At 65.3% G+C, this 18,508-nt stretch carries 15 protein-coding genes and 1 tRNA gene; 3 read left to right on the top strand and 13 right to left on the bottom strand.

Annotated elements, in window-relative coordinates:
* Positions 1 to 42: 42 nt before the first annotated feature.
* Positions 43 to 414 (bottom strand): c-type cytochrome, encoded by a 372-nt coding sequence (locus tag ACQR07_RS14210; protein WP_434902890.1) that lies wholly within the window; start codon positions 412 to 414, stop codon positions 43 to 45.
* A 209-nt stretch (positions 415 to 623) separates the two neighbouring features.
* Here ACQR07_RS14210 and ACQR07_RS14205 point away from each other — a divergent pair, with 209 nt between their 5' ends.
* Both ACQR07_RS14205 and ACQR07_RS14200 read left to right on the top strand, forming a co-directional pair.
* Entirely contained in the window at positions 624 to 1,826 is a 1,203-nt protein-coding gene (locus tag ACQR07_RS14205) for an FIST N-terminal domain-containing protein (RefSeq protein WP_434902889.1), read from the top strand.
* A complete protein-coding gene (locus ACQR07_RS14200) occupies positions 1,823 to 3,175 on the top strand; it encodes a hybrid sensor histidine kinase/response regulator (RefSeq protein WP_434902888.1) in 1,353 nt (450 codons plus the stop codon). Before ACQR07_RS14205 ends, ACQR07_RS14200 begins: the two co-directional genes overlap by 4 nt.
* Here ACQR07_RS14200 and ACQR07_RS14195 read toward each other — a convergent pair.
* The 4 genes from ACQR07_RS14195 to ACQR07_RS14180 form a co-directional block, all read right to left on the bottom strand.
* Positions 3,129 to 3,872 (bottom strand): response regulator transcription factor, encoded by a 744-nt coding sequence (locus ACQR07_RS14195; protein WP_434902887.1) that lies wholly within the window; start codon positions 3,870 to 3,872, stop codon positions 3,129 to 3,131. The two genes, ACQR07_RS14200 and ACQR07_RS14195, sit on opposite strands and share 47 nt — an antisense overlap.
* A gap of 207 nt (positions 3,873 to 4,079) precedes the next feature.
* Positions 4,080 to 4,769 (bottom strand): response regulator, encoded by a 690-nt coding sequence (locus tag ACQR07_RS14190; RefSeq protein WP_434902886.1) that lies wholly within the window; start codon positions 4,767 to 4,769, stop codon positions 4,080 to 4,082.
* A gap of 80 nt (positions 4,770 to 4,849) precedes the next feature.
* Positions 4,850 to 6,034, bottom strand: coding sequence for a c-type cytochrome (locus ACQR07_RS14185; RefSeq protein WP_434902885.1), 1,185 nt, complete (start codon positions 6,032 to 6,034; stop codon positions 4,850 to 4,852).
* Between the two features lie 143 nt (positions 6,035 to 6,177).
* On the bottom strand, positions 6,178 to 7,869 hold the full coding sequence (locus ACQR07_RS14180; protein ID WP_434903080.1) for a PQQ-dependent methanol/ethanol family dehydrogenase: 1,692 nt from the start codon (positions 7,867 to 7,869) through the stop codon (positions 6,178 to 6,180).
* Between the two features lie 772 nt (positions 7,870 to 8,641).
* On the opposite strand from ACQR07_RS14180, the gene ACQR07_RS14175 reads away from it, so the two are divergent.
* Entirely contained in the window at positions 8,642 to 9,055 is a 414-nt protein-coding gene (locus tag ACQR07_RS14175; protein WP_434902884.1) for a hypothetical protein, read from the top strand.
* Positions 9,056 to 9,506: 451 nt separating this feature from the next.
* Here the strand turns inward: ACQR07_RS14175 and ACQR07_RS14170 are convergent.
* From ACQR07_RS14170 to ACQR07_RS14135, 8 genes are all read right to left on the bottom strand, one after another.
* Positions 9,507 to 9,583: transfer RNA gene (locus ACQR07_RS14170), tRNA-Arg, on the bottom strand.
* A 163-nt stretch (positions 9,584 to 9,746) separates the two neighbouring features.
* Complete coding sequence (locus ACQR07_RS14165) at positions 9,747 to 10,151, bottom strand: YccF domain-containing protein (RefSeq protein ID WP_434865176.1); 405 nt, start codon at positions 10,149 to 10,151, stop codon at positions 9,747 to 9,749.
* A 229-nt stretch (positions 10,152 to 10,380) separates the two neighbouring features.
* A complete protein-coding gene (locus ACQR07_RS14160; protein ID WP_434902883.1) occupies positions 10,381 to 13,485 on the bottom strand; it encodes a bifunctional diguanylate cyclase/phosphodiesterase in 3,105 nt (1,034 codons plus the stop codon).
* 162 nt (positions 13,486 to 13,647) lie between these two features.
* A complete protein-coding gene (locus ACQR07_RS14155) occupies positions 13,648 to 14,718 on the bottom strand; it encodes a branched-chain amino acid ABC transporter permease (RefSeq protein WP_434902882.1) in 1,071 nt (356 codons plus the stop codon).
* Positions 14,715 to 15,725 carry a branched-chain amino acid ABC transporter permease gene (locus ACQR07_RS14150; protein WP_434865179.1) on the bottom strand — a complete coding sequence of 337 codons (1,011 nt, stop codon included), beginning with the start codon at positions 15,723 to 15,725 and terminating at the stop codon, positions 14,715 to 14,717. The genes ACQR07_RS14155 and ACQR07_RS14150 overlap by 4 nt, the downstream gene beginning before the upstream one ends.
* Positions 15,722 to 16,444 carry an ABC transporter ATP-binding protein gene (locus ACQR07_RS14145; protein WP_434902881.1) on the bottom strand — a complete coding sequence of 241 codons (723 nt, stop codon included), beginning with the start codon at positions 16,442 to 16,444 and terminating at the stop codon, positions 15,722 to 15,724. The genes ACQR07_RS14150 and ACQR07_RS14145 overlap by 4 nt, the downstream gene beginning before the upstream one ends.
* Positions 16,441 to 17,205: an ABC transporter ATP-binding protein gene (locus ACQR07_RS14140; protein ID WP_434902880.1), complete on the bottom strand. Its 765-nt coding sequence runs from the start codon at positions 17,203 to 17,205 to the stop codon at positions 16,441 to 16,443. Before ACQR07_RS14140 ends, ACQR07_RS14145 begins: the two co-directional genes overlap by 4 nt.
* Positions 17,206 to 17,267: 62 nt before the next feature.
* Positions 17,268 to 18,461, bottom strand: a complete 1,194-nt coding sequence (locus ACQR07_RS14135; RefSeq protein ID WP_434902879.1) for a substrate-binding domain-containing protein — start codon at positions 18,459 to 18,461, stop codon at positions 17,268 to 17,270.
* Positions 18,462 to 18,508: the final 47 nt, after the last annotated feature.

Here is an 18,508-nt window from a genome sequence, read left to right as displayed (position 1 = left end):
AGTCGAGCCTGAGGAGCGCGTGTTCGCCGCCCCTCGGCTCCGCTATTTCAGCGTCGACAGATAGGCGACGACGTCGGCGCGCTCCTTGCCGTCCGCCAGCCCCTTGAAGTACATCTTGACGCCGTGAACGTCGCCGCGCGGGTCGGCGATATAGGCATCCAGCGCCGCCGCGCTCCATGTCGCCTTGTTGTTCTTCATGCTGTCGGAATAGGCGTAGTCCGGCACGGCCGCAGGCTGGCGCCCGACGACGTTCCACAGGCTCGGGCCCACTTTGTTGATGCCGATCTCCGGCGAGTGGCAGTTCTGGCAGATGCGCTGGAAGATGATCTTTCCTGCGGCGGGATCGCCGTCCAGCGCCAGGGCGCTCGACGCCAGGCTGGCGAACAGGACGACGAGAACGATGCGGCTGAACATGTGAATTCCCCCTTGTTCGACCGGCGGTCACGCGGGGCAAGCCCCGCGGCTGCGCCAGCCGGCAGATCCGCCCACAGGATCGGACGAGAGCGGGGTTCATGTCCTTGTTCTGGATCAAGCCGACCGGTTGCCGTTGCTGTTCAATTGCCCTAATCTTCTAAAAAAACGAACGAAACACGGAACCCGAGCTTCGTTCTGGGAGGTGCCTGGTGGGAGACGCCGATCCTCGGCCCGCGCGCGCGTCCGGCGTGACGGCTGCCAAGTCGAAGGCCGAGACGGAGGCCGCTGCGGCGGCCGATATCTGCGGCCAGCTGCCGGCCGACGGCCTCGCCATGGTGCTGATCTTCTTGTCGCCGCATTACGATCCGATCCGGTTCATGGCGGAGGTGACGCCACGGTTCGCCGGCATTCCCGTCTATGGCTGTACGACGGCTGGAGAGCTGTCGCCCGATGGCTGGGAGGACAACAGCGTCGTCGCTCTCGCCTTCGCGGCAGACGATTTCACCGTGTTCGCCCAGCCGATCTTCGGGCTGTCGGGTTTTCGCGTCGACGAAGGGCGCCGCCTCGGCAGCCAGCTGCGGCAGGAACTGGCCCGGCGCGGCGGTCGCGACGACGAAGGGGTGTTCGGCCTCGTCCTCATCGACGGCATGTGCCAGCGGGAAGAGGCGATCATGTCGGCGATCTACGCCTCGCTCGACAACATTCCGCTGGTCGGCGGATCGGCGGGCGATGGCCTGCGCTTCGAGCGCACCTGGGTGTTCCACGACGGCGAGGCTCACACCGACATGGCGGTGCTGATCCTGATCAGGACGTCGTTGCCGTTCCGGCTGTTCAAGTGCGATAATTTCGAGCCCACCTCGACCAAGATGGTGGTGACCGAAGCCGATCTCGAGCAGCGCATCGTCAAGCAGCTCAATGCCGAGCCGGCGGCGGAGGAATATTGCCGCGCGGTGGGCATCGCCGATTCCGAGCTCGATCCGTTCCTGTTCGCGGCGCATCCGGTGCTGGTGCGCGTCGGCGGCGCGTATTTCGCGCGCTCGATCCAGCGCGTCAGCCCGGACGGCTCGTTGCGGTTCTTCTGCGCGATCGACGAAGGCATGGTGCTGACGGCTGCGAAGTCGCGCAACTCGGTGGCCGCCGCGCGCGAGATGCTGGCCGATGTCCGCGCCGACCTCGGCGAGGTCTCGATCTTCATCGGCTTCGAATGCATCCTGCGGCGTCTCGACGCCGAGCAGCATCAGTTCGCGCGCGATATGTCCGAGCTCTATCGCGACAACCGCATCGTCGGCTTCCATACCTATGGCGAGCAGTACGGCTCGATGCATGTCAATCAGACGCTGACCGGCGTCGCGATCGGCAAGCGGCCCGAGGCCAAGCCATCTGAGACCAAGCCATCCGAGGCCAAGCCATGACCGGCTCCGGCGCTCCGGACGACCTGCAGCGCGAGGCGGCCAAGCTCAGGAAGATCAACGCGGTGCTGATGTCCCGGGTCGAACGCTCGATGGACCAGCAGCTCAACGCGTTCTCGCTGTTCGAAACCGCGATCGCGCTCGACCAGCAGGTCCGCGAGCGGACGCGGCAGCTGCGCGATGCGCTGCATTCGGTCGAAATCGCCAACAACGACCTGTTTCGCGCCAAGCAGCACGCCGAGGCGGCGAGCTCGTTGAAGTCCTCGGTCCTGATCTCCGTCACGCATGATCTGCTGCAGCCGCTGAACGCGGCGCGATTGACGCTGTCGACCTTGGCGGACGAGGTCGCGTCGGATCGTGGGATGACCATGGTCGGCCAGATCGACCAATCGCTGGCCATGCTGGAAGATCTGCTGCGATCCCTGCTGGAGATTGCAAAGCTGGATGCCGGTGCCTTGCGCCCCGATGTCCGGCCGATCCTGCTCTCGACCCTGTTCGAGCCGCTCGAACGCGAGTTCGCGCCGATCGCGGCCAAACGCGGCTTGTCGCTGCGCATCCGGCCGTGCGCCGTCGCGGTGGTATCCGACGCCATGATGCTGCGGCGGATCCTGCAGAATCTGCTCGCCAACGCGCTGCGCTACACGCGGCAGGGCGGCGTCGTGATGGGCTGCCGGCTGGGACCGGGGCCGGACCGCGTTCGCATCGAGGTGTACGATACCGGGCCGGGCATTCCGAAGCCGCAGCAGGAAGCGATCTTTCTCGAATTCCAGCGCGGTCAGTCGGGCGCCGAGGATCAGGCTGGCTTCGGGCTCGGCCTGTCGATCGTTCGCCGCTTCGCCGCGGCCTTGGGCCACGGCGTCGGGCTGGCCTCGCGGGTGGGCCATGGATCCACCTTCAAGCTCGAGCTCGATCGCGCGGATCCTGCATCCGTACAGCCGGACCTGCCTCCGGCGGACCAGATCGTCCACGAGTATGGCGGGTTCGAGGGCGCCAAGATCCTGCTGATCGAGAATGACCTGGCGACCGCCGAGGCGATGGTCAGCCTGCTGGAGACATGGGGCTGCGATGTCGTGGCGACGGTGTCGGCCAGCGAGGCCGTGCAGCGTCTGATCGCGCTCGGTGCCGTGCCCGAGACGATCATCGCTGATCTCCATCTCGATGGCGACGAGAGCGGGCTCGTCGCCATCAGGGACATCCGGCAATTCCTCGGCAGGGATGTCCCGGCGATGATCGTGACGGCGGACTATTCCGAGGATGCCGCCAGGGAAGCGAGCCAGTATGGGCTCGAGACATTGACCAAGCCGGTCAGGCCGGCGGAGCTTCGCGCGCTGCTATCGTTCCTGCTGTCATGAGCGCTTCATCGCCGTCGGCCCGCGCCTGGGCCGGCGCCCGGGGGCGCGGCTCGCCGATGAGGTTCACGAAGTCGATCTTCTCCATCTCGATGATCGCCTTGGTCCGGCTCATGACGTGGAGCTTGCGCAGGATCTCCGAGACGTGGACCTTCACCGTGGTTTCGCAGATCCCGAGCTCATAGGCGATGTGCTTGTTCTGCAATCCGCAGCGGATGAGATCGAGCACGCGCAGCTGCTGCGGCGTCAGCTCGTTCAGGCGTTTCAGGAGGTCGTGAGCAGGCTGCCTGCTCTGGCGACTCGCGCGCGGGATGCCGCCTTCGACGGGGACCTCGCCGCGCAGCACCGCCCTGATGGCGTCCGCCAATTGCTGCTTCGAGGTCGACTTGGAGATGTAGCCGGAGACGCCGAGCGCGAGGAGATGGGAGATCAGCCGCGGGTCCTGATGCGCCGACACGACCAGGATCGGGGTGCGCGGCGCGGTCTTGCGGATTCTGATGACGCCGGAGAGACCAGTGGTGCCCGGCGTCGAGAGATCGAGCAGGATCAGGTCGAATCGCGGTAGCGTCGACAGCATGCCGATGGCTGCGTCGATCGAGGTTGCCTCGCGCATCTCGGCATCGGTCAGAGCGACGCCGATCGCGCTCTCCAGCGCCTCGCGAAACAGCGGATGGTCCTCGACGATGAGCAATCGAGCCACGTGCCTGTCACTCCCCCCGGCCGGATCAATGATCCAGTTTGTTGGCCTTGCGGATCTGACATTCGCGTCGATGTCTGCGCCTCGTGATCGCCCGCGCGTCAGAACCGGAACTCCAGCGATAGCGCTTTGGCCAGGATCAATCAACGCGCAAGACGGCAGGCGCCCGCGCCGGCGGGACGTTTCGCGTCGCAACATCTCGCGGATCAGTCAGGTCTGCTTTCGGCGCGAGGCGGTGCGGGAGGTCTGGCGGTCGGACGGCAGCGGCAGCTCGATCTTGCCGGTCTCGATGACGGCCTTGTTGCGGCTGAACAGGCGAAGCTTGCGCAGGATCTCGGTGATGTGCGCCTTGACGGTCGATTCCGCCAGCTGCAGCTCGCCGGCGATCTCCCGGTTCTGGTAGCCGCGCCTGATCAGGTCGAGTACGCGCAACTGCTGCGGCGTGAGTTCCTCAAGCCGGGCCTGCAGCGCGCGCGCCGAGCCGTTGCCGTTGCGCTCGGTGGCGGGCACGAAGTCCTTCGGAACCGAGACCGAGCCGCTCAGCACGCGCTCGATCGAGGCCGTCAGCTCACGCTTCGACGTCGATTTCGGCAGATAGCCGGCCGCCCCGAGCGAGAGCGCCTCGCGCACGACATTCTGGTCCTCGTCGCTCGAGACGATCGCGACCGGAAGCCGCGGATGCGTGGCGCGAAGCTGCAGAAACCCCGAAAAGCCGGTGGCATCGGGCAGCGTCAGGTCGAGCAGCGCCAGATCGATCTCGGGCTGGGCGGCGAGGATGTTGAGCGCATCGGCAATCGAGAGCGCCTCGAAGATCCGCGCGTCCGGATGCGCGAGGCGCACGGCATTGCCGAGAGCCTCGCGAAACAGCGGATGATCGTCGATGATCAGGAAGCAGGTCATGTCCGACTCGCATTCGTCGCCAGCATGCTCGGGTGATCCCGGCAGATCGTGCCGACCGCCATCCGTCTCCCTCGATTGGCCTAGTCGGACTGCACGGTCAGCAGGAACCCATAGATGCTCTCGAACTGGTCGTCGGTAAAGACCTCCTTCCAGGCGGGCATGCCTTTGGCGGGGCGGCCCTCATGCACCGTGGTCCAGTACTTGTCGCGCATGTCCTCGCCGTAGCGGGTCTGCAGCCGGCGCAGGTCGATCCGCTTTTCGGCCTGCACGGCATCGGGCCCGTGGCAGTGCGCGCAGGTGCCGTTGAAGATCTCCTTGCCGGCAGCGATCGTCTCGGTCTTGTTTGCGTCCGACTCCGAGACCCTGATCACGGCTGCGTCGGTAGCCGGCGATCGGATGAACTGAGCGGGACCGGCGAGCGAGGCCAGCCTGATCCGGCTCGGCGCGGCGCCGAACCTGATGGGCGGCTCGCCCGGCAATCCGTATTTGGCAGCGAGCTCGGCAATCCGCGCTCCGAGCTGCGGCAAGGCCGCGTCGACCTGATCGCGCAATTGCGTGGAGCTCTTGGCAAAGCCGATCGCTGCATCCCAGGACAGGCCGGCGCCTTCGACCGGCTGGACCCGGAAGCGGCTCTCATAGCTCGTCTTGTTCAGCCAGCCCGCGACCGGTCCCCAGATGAAGGCGACGTCGACCTTGCCTTGCGCCAGCGCTGCCATGCCCTCGTCGGGTGTGAGCACGGTCAGCTTCTCAATGTCGTCCCGTTCGGCCAGCAGATTTTGCGGCGTCGTCTGGTACTGCACGGCGACGCGCTTGCCGCGGAGATCGTCGATGCCGTGCACGTCCAGCGTTGCGCGGCCGACCAGCGCGTAGGTCTCGGTCGTGATCTTCTTCGAGAAGATCACCGACGGTCCCATGAAATCCGACGACAGCGGCAGGCCGATCATCGCGTCGCATTGCTTGCCGAGCAGCGTCACGCGCACGGTGCGCTTGCCGAAATAGGATTTGTACCAGTCGTACGTCACCGGGCGGCCGAGCTCTCGCGACAGCGCCTGGCCGATCTCGAGATAGAATCCCGGCTGTGATGGATTGTCGCTCGAGAACGGAAGATTGGTCGGATCCGCGCAGAGCCGCAACGGCTCGACCTCGTTCGCCACGACCGCTGCCGGCGATGCCAGCAGGCCGGCGGCAAACACGGCAGCGAGAGCCGTCATATGTGCGGACGTTTCGACGGCGGCCTGCCAGTTCGAGCGACGATTCCGGCGCATCCTCGTTCCCTCCAATTGTGTCGTCTTGTTTGCAAGTCAGGATGGCTCGGTCTTCGCGGCCGGGCCATCGTGCTCCGCTTGGTGCGGTGGAGTGCGCGTGTCCCGCTTGCGGGGGACACGCGCCATCATCGTGACGCTGGCCCTTATTGGACCGCGAAGACAAACAGCGAACCGCCTTCCGGCGCCGCCGCCGTCATCTTCTTGCCGACCTCGCCGAGGAAGGCGGGCAGCGAGGCGGTGCGGCCGACCACGACGGCGACATACTGCTTGCCGTCGACGGAGTAGGTCACCGGGCCCGCGCCGATGCCGGAGCCGAGATTCTTGCTCCAGAGGATCTTGCCGGTCTTGGCATCGACCGCGCGGAAGTCTCCGTGCAGATTGCCGGAGAACACCAGGCCGCCCGCGGTGGCCAAGGTGCCGCCGTTGAACGGCAGGTCTTCCTTGATTGACCAGACCTTCTTGTTGGCGACCGGATCCCAGGCGACGAGCTCGCCGAGGAAGCCGCCCGGGCCTTCCTTGGTCGGGAATTCGGCGCCGAGATAGAACACGCCGCGCTTGTAGGCGACGTCGCTGACCGCCCAGTCCATGCAGACATTGTTGGTCGGGATGTAGACCAGGCCGGTGTCCGGGCTGAACGACATCGGCTGCCAGTTCTTGCCGCCGATCAGGTTCGGGCAGATGTCCTTGGCCGGATGTCCCGGGCCCGGGCGCTTGTCCGGGTCCTCGACCGCACGCGAGGTCGCGACGTCCCACTTCTGTGCCCAGTTGGCGAAGACGTATTTCTCGGCCGAGATCACCTTGCCGGTCTCGCGGTTGGCGACGAAGAAGAAGCCGTTGCGGTCGGCCTTCATCAGCGTCGGAACACTCGCGCCGCCGATCTTCAGATCGGCCAGCAGCGCCTCGTTGACGCCGTCATAGTCCCAGGCATCCGCCGGCGTGCCCTGGATGTGCCACTTGATGGCGCCGCTGTTCGGATCGATCGCCAAGGTCGAGGCGGTGTAGAGGTTGGTCAGCTTGCCGAAATCGCCATTGCCGGTCGAGCGCACCGCGGTGTTCCAGGGACCGGGATTGCTGGTGCCCCAATAGACCGTGTCGGTCTTCGGATCATAGGAGCCGACCAGCCACGCCGCGCCGCCGCCATGCAGGCCGGTGTCGCCCTTCCAGGTGTCGCTGCCGGGTTCGCCGGGTGCAGGCACGGTGTAGGTCTGCCACAGCTGCTTGCCGGAGTTGAGGTCGAAGGCCTGCAGCGAGCCGCGCACGCCGTACTCGCCGCCGCCGAAGCCGGTGATGACCTTGTCGCGCACCACCAGCGGCGGCGAGGTGATGACCGAGCCCTGCTTGTAGTCGACCACCTTGCTGGTCCACAGCTCCTTGCCGGTCGCGGCGTCGAGCGCGGTCAGCTTGCCGTCGAGCCGGCCGACGAACAGCTTGCCTTCCGCATAGGTGACGCCGCGATTGTTGACGTCACAGCAGGCATATTGCAGCACGTCGTCCGGAATGTCCGGCTCCCAGGTCCATTTGCGCGCGCCGGTCGCGGCGTCCAGCGCATAGACGTATTTCGGACCCCAGGAGCTCGAGACGTAGAGCGTGTTGCCGATGACGATCGGCGAGGACTCGTTGGAGCGCAGCGAGGCCAGCGAGAACGAGTAGACCAGCGACAGCTTGCCGGCGTTCTCGGTGTTGATGTCCTTCAGCGGGCTGAACCGGGTGTTGCCGTAGTCATGGCCTGCCATGGCCCAGGCGCCGGGCTCGCTGGCGGCCTTCATCGCCGAATCGTTGGCGCGGACGCCAAGCGTGCCGGCGACGAGGAAGGCAACCGTCGAGATGCCAGCCAAGAATCTCCTGCTCGTGAAATTCATCAGTTCCCTCCGCATGTGTCTTTGTTGTGAGGCTGTGGCGCGTGCGCGCCAGGCCGGATGCGCAGTCGCGCTGCAAGCATCGGCGGGAATTAGACCACCACCGATGGCGGACTCTCATAGGCGGAAGGTAGTAGCCCGGCCGGGCCAAGTCGTACGCCGATTTATCCTGAGATATCGAGGGCTTGAAGCGGCTTCTCGGTGCGAGGAGGAGAGGGATTGGAAGCCTTGGGGAAGTCCGTCGTCGGTGTCTTGCGCACCGCCGGTGTCGACCGTCACGCCGCCGCCCGTCCGTTCGGTCGACACCAACTCCTGTGGGCGCCGATCGGTAGTACCAACTCGGATGGCGTGATTCTGGAATCGGCTGGGCACCAACCCCAAAGACTTGAATGCAGCGTTCTCCGTTGGTCTCGTCGCGAATTGAGTTTTGACGGAGTTTCGTCGCTCCTGCGGTGTCATCAGACATTGACGCGGCGACTGGCCCAATCGAACGAGCGATTGAGAAATCGCCCGGCGGGAAATCGATATACAAGCCCCGGCTATCGATGTTGCTGGCGCGCCGCGGCCGATGAAGATAGGCAGTATTGCTTCGTCGTGGCGTTATGATGCTACGGCCGCCAAGACGATCCTCCCGGATAACCGCGGGACTACGATCTTGCGCTACGCCCTATGCGCGGCCGCTTCCCGATTTCGCTGGTGGTCAGGTTACCCTTCAATAGCGGCCATTTCGACCAGCGGAGGGATCGAGGTGATGGGCCAGAAGCGATCGTTGCCGCCCTTAATGGCACTCGATTGCGAACCGTGTGAAGCCGACGTACCATTCCGACAGTTCGCAGAGTGGGCCTGGCGCATGCGCGCGTTTCACGGGACCATGGCAGCCCTGGCTGCCATTTTAGGGTTTGTCGCACTTTTCCTATGGCTGGATCATGATCGCGGCCAGTTGAGCGGACCCGTTTTGATAATGCCGCAGACTGTGAGCACGACGCTCCAGCTCGATCCCGGAGCGTCTAACTTCCGGGTGCCAGATCGGGTGTTGCATAGCCAGTTCGGCCACGGCACAGTTGTTGCCGCAGAGGGCCGCATACTCACGATCAATTTCGACAATGGCGGCATGAAGCGCGTGCTTGAGTCTTTTGTGGTTCGGAGCGACGAGCCGCACCAGTGAATTGAAACCAGGACGACGCGAGATACCGCTCGCGACCCTCATGCCCCTTCGCTGGATCAAGACACATCCACCGCCTTTGGCTGGAAATTTCACCGGCCATTGCCTTGGTTCAGATGAGCGCCCACGCTTGCCACCGCGGTGCGGGTTCGACTTCTGCAAAGTGTCATTCGCGTCGAGATTGCCGCGTCACCGCGCGGACGCAGAGCGGGCCCGGGCCGCGCTGGATCATCACATCCCCAGGCGCTCAAGACCTTCGCCAGCCAGGCCCGCAGGCGAATGCGGCCGAGCCGGGCGGTTACCGCCGGGATCATCTCCGCGCACCCGCTCAACGCGTCGAACTGGACGCGAAAGAAGTCCGTATCATGGGATCGAAAAGCGCGCTCCTGCGTACGCTCGTCGCCGCTTCCAGCGCAAAATCGGCAAGTTTGCAGTGCCCGGTTTTGTACCGAAGTGGCGCACCCGACACGATTCGAACGTGTGACCTTTGCCTTCGGAGGGCAACGCTCTATCCAGCTGAGCTACGGGTGCGTGCGACGCTTCGTTTAGCCGATTGGCGGGGGGCAGGCAACGGGGCAGCGCAGCCCGATGCCACGCCGGAGCGTGATTGTCTGTCGATTTTGGACCGAATGGCCGCGGTCGCGCCCATTCGGAGGTTTCTTGGGGCCGGCGGCGCCGGGGCGCACCGGCCGGCTCAGGCCGGCACGATGGTCTTGCCGATCGGCCACAGCGCGAGTCCGGCCAGCTTCAGATGGGCCCAGGCGAACGGCAGGCCGATGATCGTCACCGCCAACGCGATGGCGGTGACCAGGTGGCCGAGGGCGAGCCACCAGCCGGCCAGCACGAACCAGATGATGTTGCCGAGCAGGCCGAGCGGACCGGTTCCGACGTCCTCGAGGCCGGTCACTTCGTCGCGGCGGACGGCGCGCGAGCCGAACGGCAGCAGCGTGTAGGCCGCGATGTTGAAGGCGGCGCGCGCCCAGGGCAGGCCGACGATGGTGATGGCCATGACCACCGCTGCCACCAGCCAGCCGAACGCCATGTAGGCGCCGCCAAGCACGATCCAGAGGACATTGAGGAGCAATGAGACGGGTTGCATGGGCCACCTGCTGAGTTCCGGCCGCCTGTATATAGGTCGCCCCCGGCGCCCGCCAACGGGACGGAACGCAGCATCGCTCAGCTCGCGTGAGGCGGTTTGGCGCATTGTGGCGGGTGTGACCGCCGTCACCAAGCCGGAGACGCCAGCGGTCGCGTCGCTGTCTGCCGCGGGGCGCATTTGGCGGCGCCGCCGGAGTCCGGGAGGATTGCAGAGCGCGGCCCGGCCAGGGTCAGCCGGCGGCCTGCAAATCCTCCGCGGTCGTCTCGCGCGTGGCGAACAGCTTGCGCAGCTCGGCGGCCGGCTTCGGCGCGCTGAACAGATAGCCTTGCATCTCGGTGCAGCCGAGATCGCGCAATGCGGATTGTTGCGCTCCGGTCTCGACGCCTTCCGCCGTCGTCGTCATGTTGCTGGCGGCCGCGATGCTCACCACGGCCTGGACGATGGCCGACGAGCTGTCCGCTCCGAGGTCGTTGACGAAGCAGCGGTCGATCTTGATCTTGTCGAACGGGAAGCGCTTGAGGTAGCTGAGCGACGAGTAGCCGGTGCCGAAATCGTCGAGCGCGATGCGCACGCCCATGTCGTGCAGCTGATGCAGGATGGCGAGTGCCACATCGTCGTCGCCGATCAGCACCGCCTCGGTGATCTCGATTTCGAGACGCTCCGGAGCAAGACCTGCCGCCGACAGGGCACTGGCGATGCGCAGCGCCAGCGTCGGTGACTTGAGCTGGACCGGGGACACATTGACGGCGACGCGAATGTCGCCGGGCCAGCTCGCCGCCTCCGCGCAGGCCGTTCGCACCACCCAGTCGCCAATCTCGTTGATCAGGCCGGTGTCCTCTGCAAGCGGAATAAAGTCGAGCGGCGGCACCATGCCGAGTTCCGGATGCTTCCAGCGCAGCAGTGCCTCGCAACCGGTCATGCTGTTCTCGCTGAAGCCGAGCAGCGGCTGGTAGTGCAGCTCGAACTGATCCTCCGCGATGGCGCGGCGCAGGTCCTGCTGCAGCTGCAGCCGGGCCCGCGCGTTTTCGTCCATCGCCTGCTCGAAGAAGCGGAAGGTGTGACGGCCGTCGGACTTGGCCGCGTACATCGCCAGATCGGCATTCTTGGTCAGTTGATCGCTGTCGGTGCCGTGCTCCGGCGCGAGCGCGATGCCGATGCTCGCGTCCGTCGACAACTGATATCCGAGGCAGCGACAAGGCTTGCGAATACTGTGCAGGATCTCCGTCACCGTCACGACGACCTCGTCGCGGTCGGCAGCCATGGTCAGCAGCACCGCGAATTCGTCGCCGCCGAGCCGCGCGACCATGTCCTCCGGAGCGAGGCAGTTCTTGATCCGGCTGGCGATCGTCTTCAGCAGCTCGTCGCCGACGTGATGTCCGAGTGAATCGTTGATGGCCTTGAACTCGTCGACGTCGATATAGAGCAGCGCGAAGAATTTGCCGTGACGCGCGCGCTCGACTTCCTCGGCGATCCGCTCGCGGAACAGAACGCGGTTCGGCAGCTCGGTCAGCGCGTCGAAATGGGCGAGGTGGGCGATCTTCTCGTCTGCAAGCCGGCGTTCGGTGGTGTCCTCGATCACATTGATCAAGTAGCGCGGCCGATGGGTGTCGTCGGCAACGGCGATGCGGCGCGACGTGATGTAGCGCAGCCCGAGCGCCGGCGATTGCCACGGATGCTCGCTGAGGAAAAGCCCGTCCGCATGCTCCAGCGCGCGGTCGTCATCGGCCTTCACCTTGTCGGCGGACGCCTTGGGGAGCAGCTCGGATGCGGTCTGCCCGACGATCTCCTCGCGCGGTCGGCCAAAACTCCGTTCCGTGGACTGGTTGACCAGCACGTAACGGCGATCGCGAACATCCTTGACCATGATGTAGGACGGGATGTGATCGATGATCTCGCGCAGGAAAGCGTAGTTGCGGTCACGCTCCTGCTCCAGCTTTCGTTGCTCCGTGATGTCCTCGACCGTGGTGACCCAGCCGCCCGTCGCGAGCGGTTTCTCGATGATGTTGAAGGAACGTCCCGCACGCGACTCCGCAATCATCTGCGACGTGCTGCCGCCTGCGGCCCGGTCGGCCACGCCGGCGCAGTATTCCGATACGTCGCCGCTGAAGGAGCCCTGCTCCTTGCAGTGCGCGATCACGTCGTAAAGATGGGTGCCGGGCTGGATCACGTCCGAGGACAGGCCGAGCAGATCGATGAAGCGCTGATTGAACATCACGACACGCGCGTCGGCGTCGAACGAGATCAGCCCCTGCGTCATGTTATCGAGCGCTGTCTCGACGCGCTGCTTTTCGCTTTCGAGCTGTTCGCGGGCGATCCGGCTCTGCCGCAGAATCTGCACGATCATCAGGCTGAACATGACGGCGATCACGCCCACGGCCAGTGCCGCGGCACCGACCAGCAGCACCACCTGGGAACGCCAGTCCGCCAGCGCGTCATCGACCGGGCGCGTCGCGGTGATCATCAGCGGAAACCGGCTGATCTTGGCGCCGGCCGCGATCTTCTCGACCTTGTCGAACGGGCTCCTGATCAGCGCGGCGTGGACGGCGCCGTCCGCGACCGTGTTGAACAGCTCGCGCGTTTCGAGCTTTTGACCGATGACCGTCTCCTCGCGCGGATAGCGCGCGAGCACCGTGCCGTCGGTATGGAACAGCGTGATCGATGCGCCGCTACCGAGCGCCATCGATTCCAGGAATCGTTCATACGTCAGCGGATCGACCCGGCGGGTCAGCAAGCCGAGGAACTCGCCGTTCGCGCCGTTCAGCCGGTGAGCGACGATGGTGGCCCACTTCCTCGTGACGTGACTGACCACGGGCGCGATGACGACCCTGTCGAATCGCGCATCGTTGGCGAGGGCTTTGAAATAGTCGCGCTGTGCGACGCTGACCGGCGGCAGCGGTTCGTCGAGTGACCAGTTGACGAAGTTGCCATCGGAGCCGACGACGGTGAGGTCGCCCATGTAGGACAGGCCGTTGACCTGCGACTGCAGCATTTCGCGAATGTCGGGCTGCGCCATCCGGGTCTGAAATGCCGCCGGCGAATCGATCGACCCGAGCTGCATGCGGCCAATTGCGTGCGACACTGCGGTTTCGGCATCCTCGAACTGCTGTGCGAAGTGGCGGGTGAGCAGCAGCACCGTGTTCTCGAGCTCGCGCTCGTTGTTGTCGATCGTGCGCTCCCGGAAGCCGTTGGCCATCACGATCGTCCCGATCACGATGGCGGCGATGAGGAGCGTGCCGCAGGCTGCGAGCCATGGCACCGGGCCGCGCCAGAGCGACATGCCGGCCCGTTCCGGTTCGGTTGCGGCCGCCCCTGACGTGTCTGCTGCGCGTTGCATGCCTTGATCGACCCGGGAAAAACAATTGTTGTGGGCCAATTTGATAGCAAGGCACTGGTACCGGAGCCGTTAGGAAACTCAGTTAGCTGCTTGTTAAATTGGCAGCAAAATGTCGTCGACAATTGCGCTTTTCGCCATTCACGTACCGCCCAAGGCTGAAAATCAGCGCGGCGACCCCGTCTTGCCCCGGAGTCGGCCGACCACGCCGGTCGGAAAGAAATAGACACTGGCGATGAACAGCAGGCCGAGCCACAGCAACCAGCGGTCCGGATGCAGCAGGCCCGGCAGCAGCGGCAATCCGGCGTCGGCGGCTGTGGTCGACGCGAGGCCCATCAGCGCCTGGAGGTAATTCTGTGCGAGGATGAAGATCGCCGCGCCAATGATGGCGCCGTAGATCGTGCCCATGCCGCCGATCACCACCATCAGCAGGATGTCCAGCATGATCGAGAAGGCCAGTGAGGTGTCGGGGCCGGCATAGCGCAGCCACAGCGCGTTCAGCATGCCGGCGCCCGCGGCGACGACCGCCGCGATGCAGTTGGCATAGGTGAGATGGAAGACGGTGCGATAGCCCAGCGCCTCGGCGCGGAAGCGGTTCTCCCGGATCGCCTGCAGCACCCGGCCGAACGGCGAGTTGACGACCCGCAGCAGCGCCAGGATCATCAGCGCGCAAACCGACAGCACCAGATAATAGGTCAGGATGCGGCCATTGATCGGGAAGCCGAACCACTCCTTGCCGATGAACACGGTGCCGGGACGCAGCAGCTCCGGCAGCTGAAAGCTGCGGCCGTCCTCGCCGCCGGTCAGCCAGGACAGCTGCGAGGCCAGCACCAGGAAGGCGGAGGCGACCGCGAGCGTGATCATCGCGAAGAAGATCGCTTCGACCCGTAGCGAGAACAGTCCGATCGCGAGCGCCAGCAGCAAAGCGAGCGGCAGGCCGGCTGCCACTGCGACGGCGACCGAGGTCCAGCTCGGACCGAGTCCATAGAGCGCAATCGCTATTGCGTAGGAGCCGATGCCGTAGAACATCGTATGCGCGAACGACACCGAGCCGGTATAGCCGAGCAGCAGATCGTACGACGCGACCAGCGCCGCGAAGATGCAGATCTTGGCGGCGACGTTGAGTGCCTTGGCGCCAGGAAAGATGAAGGGCGTCGCCAGCAGCGCCAGCACGATGACGATGAGCAGGACGGACAGCGCGCGGCTGCGGGGCGGGTCGCCGGAGAGAATCATCATCGGCTGGTCACCGCATAGAGGCCGCGCGGCCGCCACATCAGCACGGCGACCATCAGCAGGATGTTGGAGACGAGCGCGAGCTTGGGCACCAGGAAGCCGCCGTAATTGGCGACCATGGCGACCAGGATTGCCCCGATGAAGCAGCCGGTGATCGAGCCGAGCCCGCCGATGATCACGACGATGAACACCAGCACGGTCAGTTCGTCGCCGAGCGAGGCGTGCACCTGCTCGCGATACAGGCCCCACATCACGCCGCCGAGCCCCGCCAGGGCCGATCCGGTCATGAACACGCCGAGGAACAGGCGGCGAATGCGATAGCCGAGCGCCTCGACCATCTCGCGGTTCTCGACGCCGGCGCGGATCAGCAGCCCGATCTTGGTCCGGTTCAGCACCAGCTCGATGGCGACGAAGATCGCGAGCCCAACCAGCATCGCCAGCAGCCGGTATTTCGAGATCGCGATGTCGCCGAGGATGAAGGAGCCACGCAGCGCTGTCGGCAGCGGCATGGGAATAATCTGTGGGCCGAACAGTGCGTACAGCGTCTGCTCGGCGACGATCAGGCCGCCGGTGGTCATCAGGATCTGCTTGAGGTGCTGGCCGTAGACCGGCAGCACCAGCACGCGCTCGACGACCAGGCCCAGCGCCCCGGTCACGCCCATCGACAGCAGCGCGGCGGGAACGAGCACGGCAAGGTTGGTCAGCAACGAGTCGGCCTGCGCCCAGCTCGCGAGCGGCAGCAGCACCAGGGTCGCGACGTAGGCTCCGACGGCGATGAAGGCGCCGTGGCCGAAGTTCAGGACGTCCATCAGGCCGAACACCAGTGTCAGCCCGGACGCCATGATGAAGATCATCATGCCCATCGCCAGGCTCGCGACCGTGAGCGTGACCCAGGAGCTCGCGGAGCCCACCAGCGGGATCATCAGCACGGCCAGCACGACAGGCAGCAGCAGCGGCGCGATATCGCGTTTCGGCTTCGGCAGCGCGTCGCTTGCAGCAACATCGCTCATTGATGGGCCTCCAGGCTGAGGCCGAGCAGGCGCTCCTGCAGCGTCACGTCGGTGGCGAGCGCGGCCATGTCGCCGCGATGGACGATGGTGCCGTTGTCCATCACCAGAACCTGGTCGCCGAGTTCGCGCGCGGCATGGAAGTTCTGCTCGACCAGCAGGATGGTGGCGCCACGGCGCTTGATCTCCTTGAGGCACTCGATCAGGGACATCACGATCGCCGGTGCCAGGCCCTTGGTCGGCTCGTCGATCAGGAGCAGCTTGCGCGGCTCGACGATCGCGCGGGCGATCGACAGCATCTGCTTCTGGCCGCCGGACAGGCTGCCCGCGCGCGACAGCCAGAACTTCTTGAGCGCTGGGAAGAAGCTGAAGATCCAGGCGAGCTGGGCGTCGTCGAGCGGGCCGTTGCGCGCCGCCAGCAACAGGTTCTCCTTGACGGTGAGGTCGGAGAACACCGCCATGCTCTCGGGCACGTAGCCGACGCCACGCTGGGCGATGTCGGGAGTCGTGAGCTTCTCGATCGGCTCGCCGGCCAGCGTGATGCTGCCGTTCCTCGCCTGCCACAGTCCCATGATCGTGCGCAGGGTGGTGGTCTTGCCGGCGCCGTTGCGCCCGAGCAGCATCGTGGTCTGCCCCTCGGGCACCTCGAAGTCGACGCCCTGCAGGATGTGATAGCGGCCGATATAGGTCTCGACAGCAGACAGTTTCAGCAGCGCGCTCATGCCGCGCTCCGCGGCGCAACGCCGAGATAGGCTTCCTGCACGATCGGCGAGGCGATCACCTCGGCGGGCGCGCCGTCGGCGACCAGCTGGCCGTTATGCAGCACGATGATGCGGTCGGCGAGCGAGCGGATGACGTCCATCTTGTGCTCGACGAGCAGGATGATCTTGCTCTTGTCCTGCTTGAGTCGGCCGATCAGGTCGAGCACGACCGGCACCTCGTCGATGCTCATCCCGGCGGTCGGCTCGTCGAACATGAAGACCTTGGGCTCCAGCGCCATCATCAGCGCGACCTCGAGCTTGCGCTGGTCGCCATGCGACAAGGTGGTCGCCGTGACGCTGCGGCGGCTGCCGAGCGCGACCTGGTCGAGGATAGCATCCGCGCGCGCGATCAGGTCACGCCGCGCCATCCACGGACGCAGCAGATCGTAGTGCACGCCGCTCTGCGCCTGCACGGCGAGGCGGACGTTCTCCTCGACGCTGAGATTGGGAAACAGATTGGTCAGCTGAAAGGCGCGGCCAAGCCCGGCACGGGTGCGCAGCGGCGCCGACAGCGAGGTGATGTCACGGCCGTCGAACAGGATGGATCCGGAGGAGGGAGACAGCTGGCCGGAGATCAGGTTGAAATAGGTGGTCTTGCCGGCGCCGTTGGGGCCGACGATCGCGGTCAGCTCGCCCGGGCGGAAGCTGCAGCTGACAGTGTTGACCGCGACATGGCCGCCGAAGCGGATGGTGAGGTCGCGGGTTTCGAGAGTGAGGGTCATATCGTCAGCATGACTTCCAAAGTGGACGTGCCCGGCACGAGGGCCGGGCACGGGTGTCATCTTTAGCGCTTGTTGCGGATCGGCACGGCCATCTCGTCGATCTTGATCTCGCGAACCGGCTCGTTGACGGCCCAGGCGAGATTGGGATCAACCTTGACGCGGAAGTGATACATGCTTTGCAGCGCCTGGTGATCTTCTTTCCGGAAGATCATCTTGCCCTTCGGCGTGTCGAACTCCATGCCCTCCATCGCCGCGATCAGCTTCTCGGTGTCGGTCGACTTCGCCTTGGTCACCGCGGTGACGACCGCCATGGCCGCGGAGAAGCCGCCGGCGGTGAAGAAATCCGGCGGCGCGTTGAAGCGCTTCTGGTGCTCGGCCACCAGCCAGTCGTTCACCGCGTTCTTGGGAATGTCATAATAATAGTAGGTCGCGCCTTCCATGCCCGGCAGCCTCTTGTAGGCGGCGAGTGCGGGCAGGATGTTGCCGCCGGTCGACAGCTCGATGCCGTAGCGCTTCGGATCCATGTCCTGCAGCTTGGTCAGGGGGTCGCCGGCGCCGGCCCAGATCACCCAGATGATCTTCTTGCCCGGCTTGTCCTTCAATGCATCGAACAGGCGCTGGCCGACCGCGGTGAAGTCGGTGGTGTTGGTCGGCACATATTCCTCGGCGCCCAGGGTCGCGCCGGTCTTGGCCAGCGCCTCCTTGAAGGCGGCGACGCCGTCGCGGCCGAAAGCATAGTCCTGCGCCAGCGTCGCAACCGTGACGCCGGGCTTGCCGATCGCCACCGCGTTGGAGATCGCGTCCTGCGACGAGTTGCGGCCGGTGCGGAAGATGTAGCGATTCCACTTTTCGCCGGTGATCTGGTCGGCCACCGCCGGCTCGACGATCAGGATCTTCTTGTTCTCCTCGGCGACCGGCAGATCGGCCAGCGCCGCGGCCGACGACGTCGTACCGATCGCGATGTCGGCGCCGTCATCCTGATAGGCCTCGGACAGCGCGGCCTTCGACAGGTCGGGCTTGCCCTGGTCGTCCTTGGTGATGATGACGATCTTGCGACCGTCGATCATGTTGGTGCCCTTGGTGGCGTATTCGAAGCCGAGCCGCAGGCCCGCTTCGGTCTGCTTGGCATAGGCCTCGAGCGGGCCGGTCTTGCCGTAGATGAGAGCGATTTTCAGGTCGTCGGCCTGCGCGGCTGACGCCAGCAGGGTTGCGGTCAGTGACGAAACAATAACTTTTACAATATGCGAGGTCTTCACGACGCTTCCTCCCAGCTACCGGCGGCTGTTGGCTGCAACTGATAGTG

The organism is Bradyrhizobium sp. HKCCYLS20291 (assembly GCF_051167715.1).
Taxonomy (GTDB): domain Bacteria; phylum Pseudomonadota; class Alphaproteobacteria; order Rhizobiales; family Xanthobacteraceae; genus Bradyrhizobium.
The sequence above is the reverse complement of the archived record's forward strand: the minus strand, read 5'-3'. Positions and strand labels throughout refer to the sequence as shown.